We start from the raw sequence: 14,134 nt of genomic DNA, 5'->3' as shown, positions 1-14,134 counted from the left end.
CGGACCACGACTGGCCGCGGGAGGTAGCGTTCTGCCACCAGGCCCGATGCCACGATCTCCTCGCCAGCAGGCGGCGCGAGGTCGACCGCCGCGGAAGGACGCCCATGCCGCACACGTCTGGTCGACCGGCCAGCCTCACCGCCACCGAGCTCGTCGCTGCGTACGCCTCTGGCGACCTCTCACCCGTCGACGTGCTGCACGATGTCGCCGACGTCATCGAGACCCGTGAGCCGCTGCTCAACGCGTTCTGGCGGCTCGACCTCGAGGGTGCCGAGGCCGCCGCCCGGGAGAGTGAGGCCCGCTGGCACAGGGGTGAACCCGCGGGTCCGATTGACGGCGTGCCCGTGACGGTCAAGGAGAACCTCGGTCGGGCCGGCGTCCCCATGCCCTTCGGCAACGCCGGCGTCGAACCCGTCGTCCCGACACGGAGCAGCCCGGTCGTCGAGCGGGTCGAGGAGTCCGGCGGTGTCGTGCTCGGCTCCACGGTGATGCCCGACTGGGGGATGCTCAGCTCGGGCGTCTCGAGCCTGCACGGCATCACCCGTTCGCCCTGGGACCCCTCCCTGACGACGGGAGGTTCGAGCTCGGGGGCTGGAGCCGCCGCCGCAGGTGGCTACGGGCCGCTGCACGTCGGCACCGACATCGGTGGCTCGATCCGTCTGCCGGGCACCTGGCTCGGCCTGACGACCCTCAAGCCGAGCGCCGGACGCGTCCCCCTCGACGCTCCGTACCTCGGTCGAGTGGCCGGCCCGATCGTCCGGTCGGCCGCGGACGCGGCGCTGCTGCTGTCGGTGATCAGCCGCCCCGACCCGCGCGACTGGACGAGCCTCCCGCCCGCCGACCTCCACGCCATACTGCCCGGGGAACCCGTCGACATCCGCCGGCTGCGCATCGGCCTGCTGCTCGATGCCGGGTGCGGGCTGCCGGTGGATCCTGTCGTGGCGCACGCGGTCGAGGCCGCTGCAGCCCTCTTCGCCGACTCGGGGGCGGAGGTGGTGCCGCTCAGCCCGTTCATGACGCCCAGGATGCTGCGGGATCTCGACGAGTTCTGGCGGGTGCGATCGCTCACCGACTTCGACGCCCTGAAGCCGGAGGCGCGCGACCGAGTGCTCCCGTTCATCCGGCGGTGGGTGCTCGCCGTGCGCGACGTCGACGGCCCGTCCGTCCTGCGTGACTACGCGAGCATCATGTCCCTCCAGCAGGCCACGGTCGCCGCCACCGAGCCCTTCGACCTCGTGCTCTCCCCCGTCGCACCGATGACGGCGTTTCCTGCCGCGTGGCCGATGCCGTGGGGCGATGACGACCAAGGCATGGCCCACATCGGCTTCACCGTGCCCTACAACATGTCCGGCCAGCCCGCGGCATCGGTGAACTGCGGTTTCACCCCCGACGGGCGCACCATCGGCCTGCAGGTGTCCGGGCGGCGCTTCGACGACCTCGGGGTGCTCCGCGGCGTCGACTGGTACGAGCGCCACCGCGCCAGCTCGGCAGCGCCTCGATGGCCCATCCCCGAGCGGGGGACGATGCGCCCCTGACACGCTCGAACCCCGGCATCCGCGGCAGTCCTCGAGGCCCGCCCGAGGGGCGACCGGGCTCGCACGGCAGAATGCGTGGCCCCGGTGTGTCGTCGACGTCTAGGAGTTCAGCCCCCGTGAGCGTGCAGGTGAAGGTGCCGTCCATCGAACGTCGCATCGCAGAGGAGCTCGGTGTCCGCGACGGACAGGTGGCTGCGGCTGTGGGCCTGCTCGACGGCGGCTCGACCGTCCCCTTCGTCGCGCGCTACCGCAAGGAGGTCACGGGCGGTCTCGACGACGCCCAGCTGCGCACGCTGGAGGAGCGTCTCGGCTACCTCCGCGAGCTCGAGGAGCGGCGCGCTGCCGTGCTCGCCTCCGTCGAGGAGCAGGGCAAGCTCGACGACCTCCTGCGCGCGCAGATCCTCGCCGCCGAGACCAAGGCCCGGCTCGAGGACATCTACCTGCCGTTCAAGCCCAAGCGCCGCACCAAGGCGCAGATCGCCCGTGAGGCCGGGCTCGAGCCCCTTGCCGAGCTGCTGCTCGGAGACCCCGGCACCGACCCCGCCACCGCCGCAGCGCGTTTCGTCGACGCCGACCGTGAAGTTGTGGACGCCGCTGCCGCTCTCGACGGCGCCCGGGCGATCCTCGTCGAGCGCTTCGCCGAGGACGCGGACCTCATCGGCGACCTGCGCGAGCGCGTCTGGCAGCAGGGCCACGTCGGCTCGCGCGTGCGCTCCGGCAAGGAGGATGAGGGCGCGAAGTTCTCCGACTACTTCGACTTCACCGAGCCCCTCGCCAAGCTCCCCTCGCACCGCATCCTCGCCCTCTTCCGCGGCGAGAAGGAGGACGTCCTCTCGCTCGAGATCAACCCCGAGGACCCGGCGGCCGAGCAGCAGCCCGGCCCGACGGCATACGAACGCGCCATCGCTCGGCGTTTCGGCATCGAGAACGCTGGGCGCCCGGCCGACCAGTGGCTCGCCGACACCGTCCGTTGGGCCTGGCGCACGAAGATCCTCGTCCACCTCGGCATCGACGCCCGGATGCAGCTGCGCCGGGCCGCCGAGGAGGAGGCGGTACGCGTGTTCGCGGCCAACCTGCGCGACCTGCTCCTCGCTGCCCCCGCCGGTGCGCGCGCGACGATGGGCCTCGACCCGGGCTTCCGCACGGGCGTCAAGGTCGCCGTCGTCGACAGCACCGGCCGGGTCGTCGCCACCGAGGTCATCTATCCGCACGTCCCGCAGCACCAGTGGGACCGGTCCCTCGCGACCCTCGCGCGGCTCGCCAAGGAGCACTCGGTCGACCTCATCGCGATCGGCAACGGCACCGCCTCGCGTGAGACCGACCGCCTCGCCGCCGACCTCATCAAGGCACACCCCGAGCTCAAGCTGACGTCGGCCGTCGTCTCCGAGGCCGGCGCCTCGGTCTACTCCGCGTCGGCGTTCGCGTCGCAGGAGCTGCCCGGCATGGACGTGTCGCTGCGCGGCGCCGTCTCGATCGCGCGGCGCCTGCAGGACCCGCTCGCCGAGCTCGTCAAGATCGACCCGAAGTCGATCGGCGTCGGCCAGTACCAGCACGACATCAGCCAGACGGCCCTCTCGCGCTCGCTCGACGCGGTCGTCGAGGACTGTGTCAACGCCGTCGGCGTCGACGTCAACACGGCGTCGGCTCCCCTGCTCACCCGCGTCTCGGGCATCACCCCCGGTCTCGCCGAGAGCATCGTCGCCCACCGCGACGCGACCGGCCCGTTCCGCACGCGCAAGGCCCTCAAGGACGTGCCGCGCCTCGGGCCCAAGGCGTTCGAGCAGGCGGCCGGCTTCCTCCGGATCCCAGGAGGCGACGACCCGCTGGACGCGTCGGCCGTGCATCCCGAGGCCTACCCCGTCGTCCGGCGCATGCTCGAGTCGACCGGGCAGAAGCTGACCTCGCTCATCGGCAACACCGTGGCGCTGCAGGCGCTCCGGCCCGCTGACTACGTCGACGACAGCTTCGGCCTGCCGACCGTCACCGACATCATCAGCGAGCTCGACAAGCCGGGGCGCGACCCGCGACCGACCTTCAAGACGGCGACCTTCAAGGACGGCGTCGAGGAGATCAAGCACCTCAAGCCGGGGATGACGCTCGAGGGCGTCGTGACCAACGTCGCAGCGTTCGGTGCCTTCATCGACATCGGCGTCCACCAGGACGGACTGGCCCACGTGTCGGCCCTCTCGAAGAGCTTCGTGCGCGATCCGCACGACGTCGTGAAGTCCGGCGACGTCGTCATGGTCAAGGTCCTCGACGTCGACGTGCCGCGGAAGCGGATCTCGCTGACCCTGCGCCTCGACGACGAGGTGGCCCCGGGCTCCCCGAAGGAGCGGACGGGTCAGGGCTCGGGAGGCCAGCCGCGCGGTGGACAGGGCCGCGGCGGCCAGGGCCGCGGCGGCCAGGGCCGTGGAGGTCAGGGCTCGGGAGCCCAGGGCAGCCGGACCCGCCGGGACGAGGCGCCTGCCAACAGCGCCATGGCCGACGCCCTGCGCCGCGCCGGTTTCACCGGCTGACCGCGCGGAAGGCGCGGTCAGTGCAGAGGCGCGGACGGCGCGGTGACCGAACCTCAGGCGTCGGGAGCGGCTCCATGGAAGACGGCCTCGACGTTGTTGCCGTCGGGGTCGCGCACGAAGGCGCCGTAGTAGCCGGGGTGGTACTCCGGCCACAGGCGCGGATCGTGCAGCGACTCGGCGCCGAGCTCGAGCGCCTTCGCGTGGAAGGCTCGCACCGCCTCGACACCGTCCGCTTGGAACGCGCAGTGCATCTCGCGGTTGGGCTCGGTCCCCTGCCATCGGCTGATCCAGAAGTCCGGGTGGCCCTCGGTGCCGTAGCCGATGGCCACGCCGACGTCCATCTGTCGGCTGTAGCCGAGGGTGCCGAGCACCGCGTCGTAGAAGCGGGCGCTGGCGTCGAGGTCGGAGCAGTTGATGCCGAAGTGGTCGATCATGCCCCGAGGCTAGGCCCGATGCTCATCGAGCGGCGCCGAAGAGGCCGTCTCGACCCATTGTCTTCCGGCCCAGTCTTTGGTCGACTGTCTGTGGTGGGTCCGGCCCATCAGGGGGCCGGTCCGTACGACCCGGAGGTGCCCATGAGCAGTTCAACGCAGTCGATCCCCGAGAACGCAGAGGACGCAGAGCTCGAAGGATCTCCCGCGGGCGTGCACTCGAGCCTGACCGTCGGTGCGCCCGTCGACCGGGTGTGGCAGCACCTCATCAGCGCCCGCGGCACCGAGGCGCTCCTCGGCCCCGGCGTCACGCTCGGCAACAAGGGCGAGTCGTGGCACAGCTCCGACGGCCCCCATGGCGTCGTGCGCAGCTACCACCCGATGGAGCAGGTACGCGTGTCGTGGCACCCCCATGCGGACGGCCCGCTCAGCATCGTCGACCTCCAGCTCAAGCCGGACGGTGACGGCACGCGCGTCGACCTCTACCACGAGGGCCAGGGCATCGCCGAGGACGGCGCCGGCGACAAGTCGCGCTGGGACGACGCCCTCGACCGCTTCGCGCAGGCCCTCGACGCCTGACCCCGGCGCCCCGACGCAGGGCGCCAAGACCTCACAGGGACGACGCCCTCGCGCACGCCACGGACCGTCAGCGGCCCTCAGCGGACGACCATGACGGGGCAGGTGGCGTCGTGGATGGCGCGGTGGCTGACCGACCCGAGCAGCATGCCCGTGAACCCGCCGTGCCCTCGCGAGCCGACGACGATCAGTCCTGCCGTCGCGCCCAGGTCGGCGAGCGACTGGCCGGGGTCCCCGTAGAGCACCTCGGTCGTGACGATGACCTTCGGGTGCCGCGCCCGCACCCGCTCGGCCGCGCGCAGCACCGACTGTTCGGCGTTGTCGCGGATCGCGTGCGTCTCCTCCGTCCCGCCCTTGGCGGTCTCCGCGTACGTCCACGCCTCCATCGACCGCGAGTGCGCGACCCGCACGATGTGCAGCACGGCACCCTCGCGCTCGGCGACCTCGACGGCCGCGTCGACCGCCCGCATCGCGGCGTCCGAGTCGTCGATGCCGACGACGACGTCGTGCCCGCGCCCCGGACGGGGCGGCATCGGCACGTCGTCGGGGGTCGTGCCCTCCGGTCCGCGCACGACGACGACGGGGCAGTGCGCGTGTGCGGCGACGGCATACGACGTCGAGCCGAGCAGGCCGGCCAGGATGCGTCCGCGCCCGCGGCTGCCGACGACGACGAGGTCGGCGTCCTTGGACATCTCGACGAGCTGGGCGGCCGGGCTGCCGAGCCAGTACTGCGTCGTCACCTGGGACGCCTCGAGCGTGGCGCCGGCCCGGACCGCACCCTCGTCGACGATCGCCTTGGCGGCGTGCTCGAGCGAGGGCTCGATCTCCGAGAGGTCCATGGCCGGGAACGCCGGGGTGGACGCCAGGTTGACGCTGTGCACGAGGGTCAGGTGCCTGCCCTGCTGCCGAGCCGTCTCCGCGGCCCACTCGAGTGCGAGCTGTGCTGATGCCGAACCGTCGTAGGCGACGACGATCCCGTTCGTGGTCCGCACCTGGCCGTTCATGGCGCTCCCCTTCTCTCGTTCGCGTGGCCGGGCCTCTGCTCCGTCCACCTCCATCGTCCCGCCGGGCCCGGACGCCGCAGGTCCTTTGTGACCACTCAGACAGGGCAGCCGTCACCGATGGCGTATGCCGCCGGGCCGGGTCGCGCGACCCGGCCCGACGGCCTTGGTGGTGGGCTCAGCCGACGGCCTTGAGCGCGTCGATCTCGCCCGCCCCGAACCAGCTGTTCTGGGCCAGCGTGCCCTCACATGTCTGCGGCACGCCGTCGTCGACACCCGGGAAGAAGGCGTACGGCGAGACGTCGGCCGGGCACGGCATCGGGTTGACGGCGTTCTGCAGGGCCGCCGAGAGCGCCCCTCCCGTCTTGCCGGTGACGCTGGCGATGAGGGCTGCGACTCCTGCTGCGTGCGGCGAGGCCATCGAGGTGCCCTGCTGGTAGCAGTACGTCGCTCCGCTCACGTCGACGACGCGCCGTGAGGCGAGGCACGTCACGGTGAGCAGGGACGCGGGCCAGGTCGAGAGCACCCGTCCGTTCGGCGCGGCTGGGGTCAGCTGGAGGATGGAGTCGCCGCCCGGCGCCGCGACGTCGACCGCGGAGATGCCGTAGGACGAGTAGAACGACTTCATCTCCTTGTTGCCGGTGGCGCTGACCCCGACGACGCCGGGGACCTCGGTCGGCACGACGGCACACGCGTTGCTGATCGCCCGCAGGACCGGGTTCGAGTCGTCGGGACTCGTCGCGTCCAGCGTCGGGTGCGACAGGTCGTCGGCCTGGTTGCCCTCGGCCGCGACGACGAGCACACCTCTGTTCTGGGCGTACTTGATGGCACGACGCTCGGCGGTCCAGATGGCCCGCTGCTCGACGTCGTTGCGGCAGTTGAAGAGCCACGGGTCGGCGAAGTAGCTGTTGTTCGTCACGTCGACGCCGTGGTCGGCCGCCCACATGAACGAGCAGACGACGGCCTCGGGGAAGAAGAAGCCGGCGGCGTTGCCGGCCTTGATGCCGGCGATCTTCACGCTCGGCGCCACCCCGACGATGCCGATGCCGTTCGCGGCTGCCGCGATCGTCCCGGCCGTGTGGGTGCCGTGGCCGTTGTCGTCGGCTGCGGCCGCCGCACCGGGCACGGGCGCCCCGCTGACGCAGTTGGCGCTCGCGGCGGAGTCGACGTTCGGCGCGAGGTCCGGGTGCGTGTAGTCGAGGCCGGTGTCGATGTCTCCCACGAGGATCGAGGGGTCACCGGTGCTGACGGCGTGTGCCTCGCCGACCTTGATCTGGGTCATGTCCCACTGCAGCCCCGACAGCGAGTCGTTGAGGCCCGGGAGTCCTGCCCCGTTCTGGGTGGTCTGGCTGGTGGTCGCGTCGGCTGCGGTGTCGGCCGAGACCGCTCCGCCGTCGACCGCGCTGGCGAACCTCGTCGTGGCGACGGCACCCTCGACACCCTTGACCTGGCGCATCTTCGCTGCGAAGTCGGGGCTGGCCGACCGTGCGACGACGACGCTGATGGGGGCGTAGGTCGCGACGACCTGACCGCCCGCTGCTGCGACGGCGCTGCCCGCGCCGCTCGTGGAGGTCTTCTCCTTGTAGACGACCAGATAGGTCGAGCTCGCGCTGGTCGTGGAGGCGTCGGCCGACGCCACCCCGGTCGCGAGTGCGGCGGCCGCGACGACCGCGACCGCCCCGAGTACTGCAGTCCCCCGAGATCCACCCCTTCGTGACACGGACATGGTTCTCTCCTCCGCGGTGGCGGCGTGTGCGTCCCACCGCTCCGGGCCGACTCCTGTGGCGGCCCAGTTGTCCACGCTAGGGCCGTCGGCTCGTCGGCACCGGCCTTCTCAGGAGCCTGAGAGTCCGCTCGGCGATCGCTGGGAACGATTCACGTGTTTGGGGCGTCCGCGAGCGAATTCTCCCGTGCCCGTGGAGGGCTCGCGTGGAGGGCGCGAGTGGAGGACTCGCGTCGAGGACTCGTCAGCTCGAGTCCCGCGCCGCGGCCGTCGCCCGGTCGTTGGCGCGCTGGATCGCCTCGACGAGCTCGGCCTTGCTCATGCTCGAGCGCCCCGAGACCTCGAGGCGCTTGGCGATGTCGTAGAGGTGCCGCTTCGAGGCGTTGGCGTCGACGCCGCCGGCCGTGTCCCCGTCGTCGCGATGCGCCCTGGCCTCGGCGCCGCGCCGTTCGGCCTGCCGGTCGCTCGGTCCCTTCTCCGCCTTCTCCTCCCAGTGGTCGCCGACCTTCTCGAAGGAGTGCTTGAGCGAGGCGAACGCCGTGCGGTGGGCTCGCTCGCCCTCGCCGTACTGCTCGACCGCAGCGTCGTGCGTCGCGAGCCACGTCTCCTGCGCCTTCGTCGACGACCGCTCGAGGGTGGAGGGCAGGTCCGTGCTTCCGCGCGTTGGCTTCCTGGCCGGCATGTCGTACCTCCTGCACTGTCGAGGGAGGGCGCCTGTGCCCCCGCAACCGTGACGTACCCGGCGGGACGGCATGTGACCACCCGACGGCATACGTACTCGGGAGGCTGGTGGGCAAACCGTCACGAAGCACGTTCGTCGTGCCCGGCCACGGGGTACGGACTCCGGCGGTGAGGACGCGGCGCCGCGCGCCCTGACCCGACGGTTCACTGCGATTCGGATCGAAGGAGATGGGATGAGCGAGGCTGTCGCACAACGCACGGACGGTGCCATCAGGAGTCTGGTGCCCGCCCGCATGGACCGGCTCCCGTGGACGAAGTTCCACTGGTCGGTCGTTCTCGGACTCGGGGTGTCGTGGATCCTCGACGGACTCGAGATCCAGATCGTGTCCGAGTCGGGCTTCCAGAAGACGCTCGGCATGTCCGCCGCGCAGGTGGGGCTGACGGGCACCGTCTACCTCGTCGGCCAGGTGGTGGGAGCCCTGACGTTCGGTCGTCTGACCGACCGGCTCGGTCGCCGCAAGCTGTTCATCATGACCCTAGTGATCTACCTGATCGGGTCGGGCCTCGCCGGCCTCTCCCCGAACATGTGGTTCCTCTGGGTCTGCCGGTTCGTCGCCGGTATGGGCATCGGCGGTGAGTACACCGCGATCAACTCGGCCATCGACGAGCTGATCCCGTCCCGCTTCCGGGGCCGGGTCGACATCGCGATCAACGGGACCTACTGGTTCGGCGCCTTCTTCGGCGCGCTCGCGAACCTCTACCTGCTCAACCCCGACAACGTCGCCGAGAACATCGGCTGGCGCCTGGCGTTCTTCATCGGCCCGATCCTCGGCCTGTCAATCATCTGGCTGCGCCGGCACATCCCGGAGAGCCCGCGCTGGCTGCTCACCCACGGCCGCGCGGAGGAGGCCGAGCGCACGGTCGACGAGATCGAGGAGCGGGTCCGCCGCGAGGGTGGCGAGATCCCGGAGGTCGACGACAGCAAGGCGATCCTCGTCAAGCCCGAGGACCGCATGGGGCCGAAGGTGCTGTGGGACGTGTTCGTCCGGCGCTACGGACGGCGCACGGTGCTCGGCCTGACGATGATGGTGACGCAGAGCTTCCTCTACAACGCCATCTTCTTCACGTACGCGTTGGTGCTGACGAACTTCTACGGCATCAGCAAGGCCCAGACCTCGCTCTACTTCCTGCCGTTCGCGGCCGGCAACCTGATGGGCCCGCTGCTCCTCGGTCATCTCTTCGACACCATCGGGCGTCGCAAGATGATCTTCAGCACCTACACGATCGCGGGTCTCGTCCTGCTCGTGTCGGCCTGGGCCTTCCACGCCGAGATCCTCACCGCGACGACGCACACGATCTTCTGGTGCGTGTCGTTCTTCTTCGCGTCGGCCGGCGCGTCCGCCGCCTACCTCACCGTGAGCGAGATCTTCCCGATCGAGGTGCGCGGTCAGGCGATCAGCTACTTCTTCGTCGTCGCGCAGTGCGCCGGCGCCGTCGCGCCCGTGCTCTACGGCGCCCTCATCGGGGAGGGCAAGGACCGCGGCCCGCTCACGTGGGGCTACGTCGCCGGTGCGGTGATCATGATCATCGGCGGAGCCGTGGCCCTGGCGATCGGGATCGACGCGGAGCAGAAGTCCCTCGAGGACGTCGCCGACCCGCTGAGCAAGGTCTCGGAGGAGTCGGGGGCCAGGGCATGAACGTCGCGGACCTCGGACGCGAGCACACGATCGTCGTCGGCGTGAGCCCGACGAGCGGCTCCCCCGGCGCCCTTCGCTGGGCCGTCGAGGAGGCCGCGGTGAGGGGTGGTCGGGTCGTGGCGGTGCGTGCCTGGCGCCCGCACGCACCCGAGACGGCGACCGGCGGCCGCGTCCCGTCGGTCATCTCCGACGACAGCGCCCTCGCCGCCGAGCAGTCGCGCTTGGCCGAGGACGTTGCGCACGTCCTCGGCCGGGACCACCTCGTCGAGGCCCGCGTCGTGGCGGGCAAGCGTCGCGCCGTCCTCGTCGAGGAGAGCCGCACCGCCGACCTCGTCGTCATCGACGCCGGTCACTCCACCGAGGTCGGCGCCCGCTGGCTCGGCAGCCGTCTCGTGCGCGCGGCGCACTGCCCTGTCGTCGTCGTCCCACCGGCGCTCGGCGACCGCGGGTCGAGCCCGCTCGGGGCAGCCGCCAGCAGCTTCGGCCGCTCGATCGAACGTGCCGCCGGCACTGCCGGGCGCCCCGGCTTCCAGCGCCCGCCATCACGCTGACGCCCTCGCTACCTCTCACGCGGCCGTATGCCGTGTGCCCCGGTCCCGGGACCCGAATCCTCTGCGAGTTGCACCGATTCGGGCCCCGGGCCCAGCACGCTTGCCTAGAGTCACCGACGATAGGGGCACAGGGGGCTCGGATGGCAGCAGGTGGGTCGGCGCAGTCGCGCGCCGAGGAACTGAGGGCTCGGGCCGCGCAGGCGCGCGCTCAAGCGGAGGCCCTCGAGGCGCAGGCAGGGGCCTGGGCGGCCGGTGCCGACGGCGAGCGGCGCGTAGCCGCCGCGCTACACGCCCTACCGCCCACGTGGCATGTCCACCACGACCGCCTGCTCCGTCCCGGACGCGCGCAGACGAACCTCGACCACGTCGTCATCGGGCCATCTGGCGTCTACCTCGTCGACACGAAGAACTGGGCGGGTGGCACCAGCGTGCACGAGGGCAACCTGTGGCAGCACGCGAGCAGCAGCTCAGCCAAGGGGCGAGAGCTCGACTCCGTGGCCCGCTTCGCGGGCGAGATGGAGAGGACGCTGGGCCTGCCCGTCGTTCCGGTCATCGCCCTCGCCGGAGGGCATTCCGCGTCCTTCCCGAGCCAGCGCGTGCGGGGGGTGGAGATCATCCCCGTGAGTGGTCTGATCGCCTGGCTTCAGGCGCAGAGCAAGACGTCAGGGACCGAGGACGCCGAGGTGATCGCCCGAAGGGTCGCCCACACCTATCCGTGCGCGTCGACGGAACCTGCTGGCGCTGATCTGGACGTCCTCACGGTCGCCGACGTGCTCGCAGCGGGGCAATCCACCGCACGACGCGCCCCGTCACCGGTCCCCCGCGGCAGCTCCCGACCTCGGGGCAGACAGGGCGCTCGCCGCAGGCCCCGTCGTCGTGGCTCGATGCTGGCCGGGCTCGTCGGGCTCCTCGCCCTCTGGGCCTTCAGCCAGGTGGGTCCACACATCATCACCTCTCTCATGGCTCCACCAGGAATCAGCTCTGCCTCGTCGTCGGCCCGAGCAGGAACGACACCGCTGGCGCCGAAGCCCTGCCTGGCTCTGCATCGCGCGAGCATCCAGAAGGTGACCGGCGCTACGACTGCGCTCGAGAAGCCCAGCTCCAGCAACGACATCTGTATGTGGTGGCTGTCCAAACCGCGCTACTCGACGGATGGTTCGGACGTCACAGTCGAGATGGGGCGAGTGGTCGAGGTTCGTTTTGCAGTCTCTGGCACCACGAGCGCTCGTACCGACATGAGCCCGGGCGGGGCGTCGGCATGGCTTCCCCGGAACACCTCGCTGCCGGGCTGGAAGTCGGGCCTCCGCACCAGTCAGCCGTTCATGATCTCCTACCGCTTCAGCTATCCCGAAGGCGCAAGCGAAGCCACGGCCCGGGCTGTCGAGGCGACGGCCGAGAAGAAGGTGGCGCGACTGGCCGAAGAGCTCGCGAGGGCGCTGTCGGCTCGATCCGGAAACTGACCCGCGACCTGGAGAGTCATCCGTCAGGGCACGAGCATGACGGGGCAGGTCGCGTCGTGGATGAGCTGGTAGGGCAAGTGCCCGGCCAGGACGGCTCCGACCCCGCCACGGTCCGGGGCACCGACGACGAGCAGCCCGCTCCCCGCGGTGGCCTGGGCCAGGGCGGTGACCGGTTCGCCGGCGAGGATGTCAGCGGTGACGACGAGCTCGGGGTGCTGTGACGTCAAGGCCCCGACGGCATACGGAATCCTCTGTCCCGCAGCGTCACTGGCACCTCCACGTGCGACGGTGACGAGCCGCAACGCGGCGCCGCAGGCGACGGCGATGCGGACCGCGGCGGACACGATCCGCTCCGTGCGCGCAGCATGCCCGTCACCGTCCCCGCCGCCGACGGCGCACACGACCTCGCCGCGCGGACCCGGGACGCGGGCGTCACCGCTCGCGCCGGGCGAGAAGCGGCCGAAGGTGTGCAGGACGACGACGGGGCAGTACGCATGGGCGACCACGGCGTTGGAGACGGAGCCGATGATCGCGCTGCGGGTACGTCCGCGGCCGCGGGTCCCGAGCACGACGAGCTCGGCGGACATCGAGGCATCGACCAGCGCGGCGGCCGGCCCGCCGACGGCGTGGACCGCATGCACCCGCCCTCGGGCCAGCGCTGGGCCCGACCAGGTCGACGGGCCGCCGACGAGCGTCTCGACCACCGTCTCCAGCGAGGGGCTCAGCGGGCGCAACGCGTAGCCGCGCCGGCTCGGCACCAGGTCGAGCTCGACGGCGTGGACGATCTTCAGGCTGTCGTCGAGAGCGCGGGAGACTGCGGCGGCCCAGACCAGGGCGCACTGCGAGGCCCGGGGACCCTCGTAGCCCACGACGATCTGGCCGCAGGCTGGGTCGGCATGCTGCGTGCGAGTTCCCTTGACCACCAGTGTCGTCGAGTCATCGGCCGCGTCAGCGAATCACCATGACGGGGCACGGCGCGTCGTGGACGACCCGGTGACTGACCGAGCCGAGCAGCATTCCGGTGAAGCCTCCGTGACCGCGCGACCCCATGACGATGAGGCCGGCCCTGACGTCCACGGCGTAGGCGGCCACCGCTGCACCGGGCCCTCCACCGAGGACGCTGGTCTGCACGTCGAGACCCGGGTGGGCGCGCCGCGCATCCTCCGCGACGTCGCGCAGCACCTGGCCGACGTGGAGGTGCATCTGGTCGATCATCTCCTCGCGACCCAGGATCGTGTCGGTCTCCGGCCACGCCTCGAGGCCACCGACGTTGTCGACGGCGACGACGTGCAGCGACGCCTCCGCGGCCGTGGCGATCTGGACGGCTGTCTCGAGCGCCTTCTGGGAGTTCTTGGAGTCGTCGAAGGCGACGACGACAGGGTGCGACGGACCCGCGTGGACCACGGAGGCCCCCCGGACGACGACCGCGGGGCAGTGTGCGTGAGCCGTGACGGCATACGCGGTCGAGCCCAACAAGCCACCGGAGACCGCTCCGTGACCGCGCGACCCGGTGACGACGAGGTCGGCCCGGGACGAGATGCCGACGAGCTCGGCGGCGGCGCCGCCGATGACGCTGAGCGGGTGGACGTCCTTGCGGTCCAGCGTCTTCGTGGCGATGTCGATGGCCTCCGCGAGGACGCCGCGCGACATCTCGTCGTACGCGTGGGCCTGGACCCCAGGATCGTAGGCCCGGAAGGTCGGCGTCATCGTCAGTCCGACGCAGTGCAGCAGCGTCAGCTGGCGGTCGTCACGCTTCGCGGTCTCGATCGCCCAGTCGAGGGCGAGCCGTGCTCCCGGTGACCCGTCGTAGCCCACGACGATGCCGGGGTTCATCGTCTCGTCGGTCGCCTCGTGGGTCGACTCCTTCGTCGAGCTGACTGCGGCGCTCATCGCTCTCCCCTTCCACGGCGGTCGGGGCCGCATGCTCCGGCCACTCCCATCGTCCCGCGTCGGGCGCGCGTCG

Annotated in this window: 12 protein-coding genes; 6 read left to right on the top strand and 6 right to left on the bottom strand. The window is 71.4% G+C overall.

Annotation, left to right across the window (positions count from 1 at the left end):
• Nucleotides 1-104 precede the first annotated feature (104 nt).
• Nucleotides 105-1,535 (top strand): amidase, encoded by a 1,431-nt coding sequence (locus tag H283_RS0116430; RefSeq protein ID WP_020144621.1) that lies wholly within the window; start codon nt 105-107, stop codon nt 1,533-1,535.
• Between the two features lie 116 nt (nt 1,536-1,651).
• Entirely contained in the window at nt 1,652-4,051 is a 2,400-nt protein-coding gene (locus H283_RS0116425; protein ID WP_020144620.1) for a Tex family protein, read from the top strand.
• A 53-nt stretch (nt 4,052-4,104) separates the two neighbouring features.
• Here the strand turns inward: H283_RS0116425 and H283_RS0116420 are convergent, their stop codons facing one another.
• A complete protein-coding gene (locus tag H283_RS0116420) occupies nt 4,105-4,485 on the bottom strand; it encodes a VOC family protein (protein ID WP_020144619.1) in 381 nt (126 codons plus the stop codon).
• A 141-nt stretch (nt 4,486-4,626) separates the two neighbouring features.
• Between H283_RS0116420 and H283_RS0116415 the strand changes: the two genes are divergently transcribed.
• On the top strand, nt 4,627-5,061 hold the full coding sequence (locus H283_RS0116415; RefSeq protein ID WP_028785659.1) for an SRPBCC domain-containing protein: 435 nt from the start codon (nt 4,627-4,629) through the stop codon (nt 5,059-5,061).
• 77 nt (nt 5,062-5,138) lie between these two features.
• On the opposite strand, the gene H283_RS0116410 is transcribed toward H283_RS0116415, so the two are convergent.
• The 3 genes from H283_RS0116410 to H283_RS0116400 form a co-directional block, all read right to left on the bottom strand.
• A complete protein-coding gene (locus H283_RS0116410) occupies nt 5,139-6,062 on the bottom strand; it encodes a universal stress protein (protein WP_020144617.1) in 924 nt (307 codons plus the stop codon).
• Between the two features lie 175 nt (nt 6,063-6,237).
• Nucleotides 6,238-7,785, bottom strand: a complete 1,548-nt coding sequence (locus tag H283_RS0116405; protein ID WP_043649775.1) for a S8 family serine peptidase — start codon at nt 7,783-7,785, stop codon at nt 6,238-6,240.
• Nucleotides 7,786-8,026: 241 nt separating this feature from the next.
• The gene (locus H283_RS0116400) at nt 8,027-8,464 is read right to left on the bottom strand and encodes a ChaB family protein (RefSeq protein ID WP_020144615.1); all 438 of its coding nucleotides are present in this window, start codon (nt 8,462-8,464) and stop codon (nt 8,027-8,029) included.
• 232 nt (nt 8,465-8,696) lie between these two features.
• On the opposite strand from H283_RS0116400, the gene H283_RS0116395 reads away from it, so the two are divergent.
• From H283_RS0116395 to H283_RS26790, 3 genes are all read left to right on the top strand, one after another.
• Complete coding sequence (locus H283_RS0116395; RefSeq protein ID WP_043649772.1) at nt 8,697-10,160, top strand: MFS transporter; 1,464 nt, start codon at nt 8,697-8,699, stop codon at nt 10,158-10,160.
• Nucleotides 10,157-10,711, top strand: a complete 555-nt coding sequence (locus H283_RS26795) for a universal stress protein (RefSeq protein ID WP_020144613.1) — start codon at nt 10,157-10,159, stop codon at nt 10,709-10,711. Before H283_RS0116395 ends, H283_RS26795 begins: the two co-directional genes overlap by 4 nt.
• 140 nt (nt 10,712-10,851) lie before the next feature.
• On the top strand, nt 10,852-12,171 hold the full coding sequence (locus H283_RS26790; RefSeq protein WP_020144612.1) for a nuclease-related domain-containing protein: 1,320 nt from the start codon (nt 10,852-10,854) through the stop codon (nt 12,169-12,171).
• 23 nt (nt 12,172-12,194) lie between these two features.
• Here H283_RS26790 and H283_RS0116380 read toward each other — a convergent pair whose 3' ends face one another.
• Together H283_RS0116380 and H283_RS0116375 are read right to left on the bottom strand one after the other, a co-directional pair.
• Nucleotides 12,195-13,094: a universal stress protein gene (locus tag H283_RS0116380; protein WP_020144611.1), complete on the bottom strand. Its 900-nt coding sequence runs from the start codon at nt 13,092-13,094 to the stop codon at nt 12,195-12,197.
• 25 nt (nt 13,095-13,119) lie between these two features.
• Nucleotides 13,120-14,061, bottom strand: coding sequence for a universal stress protein (locus H283_RS0116375; RefSeq protein ID WP_020144610.1), 942 nt, complete (start codon nt 14,059-14,061; stop codon nt 13,120-13,122).
• Between the last annotated feature and the right edge of the window lie 73 nt (nt 14,062-14,134).

Origin of the sequence: Terracoccus sp. 273MFTsu3.1 (assembly GCF_000383675.1) — a bacterium.
In the GTDB taxonomy this organism is placed as follows: Bacteria; Actinomycetota; Actinomycetes; order Actinomycetales; family Dermatophilaceae; genus Terrabacter.
Note: the sequence above shows the minus strand (reverse complement) of the source record. Positions and strands in the feature narration are given on the sequence as shown.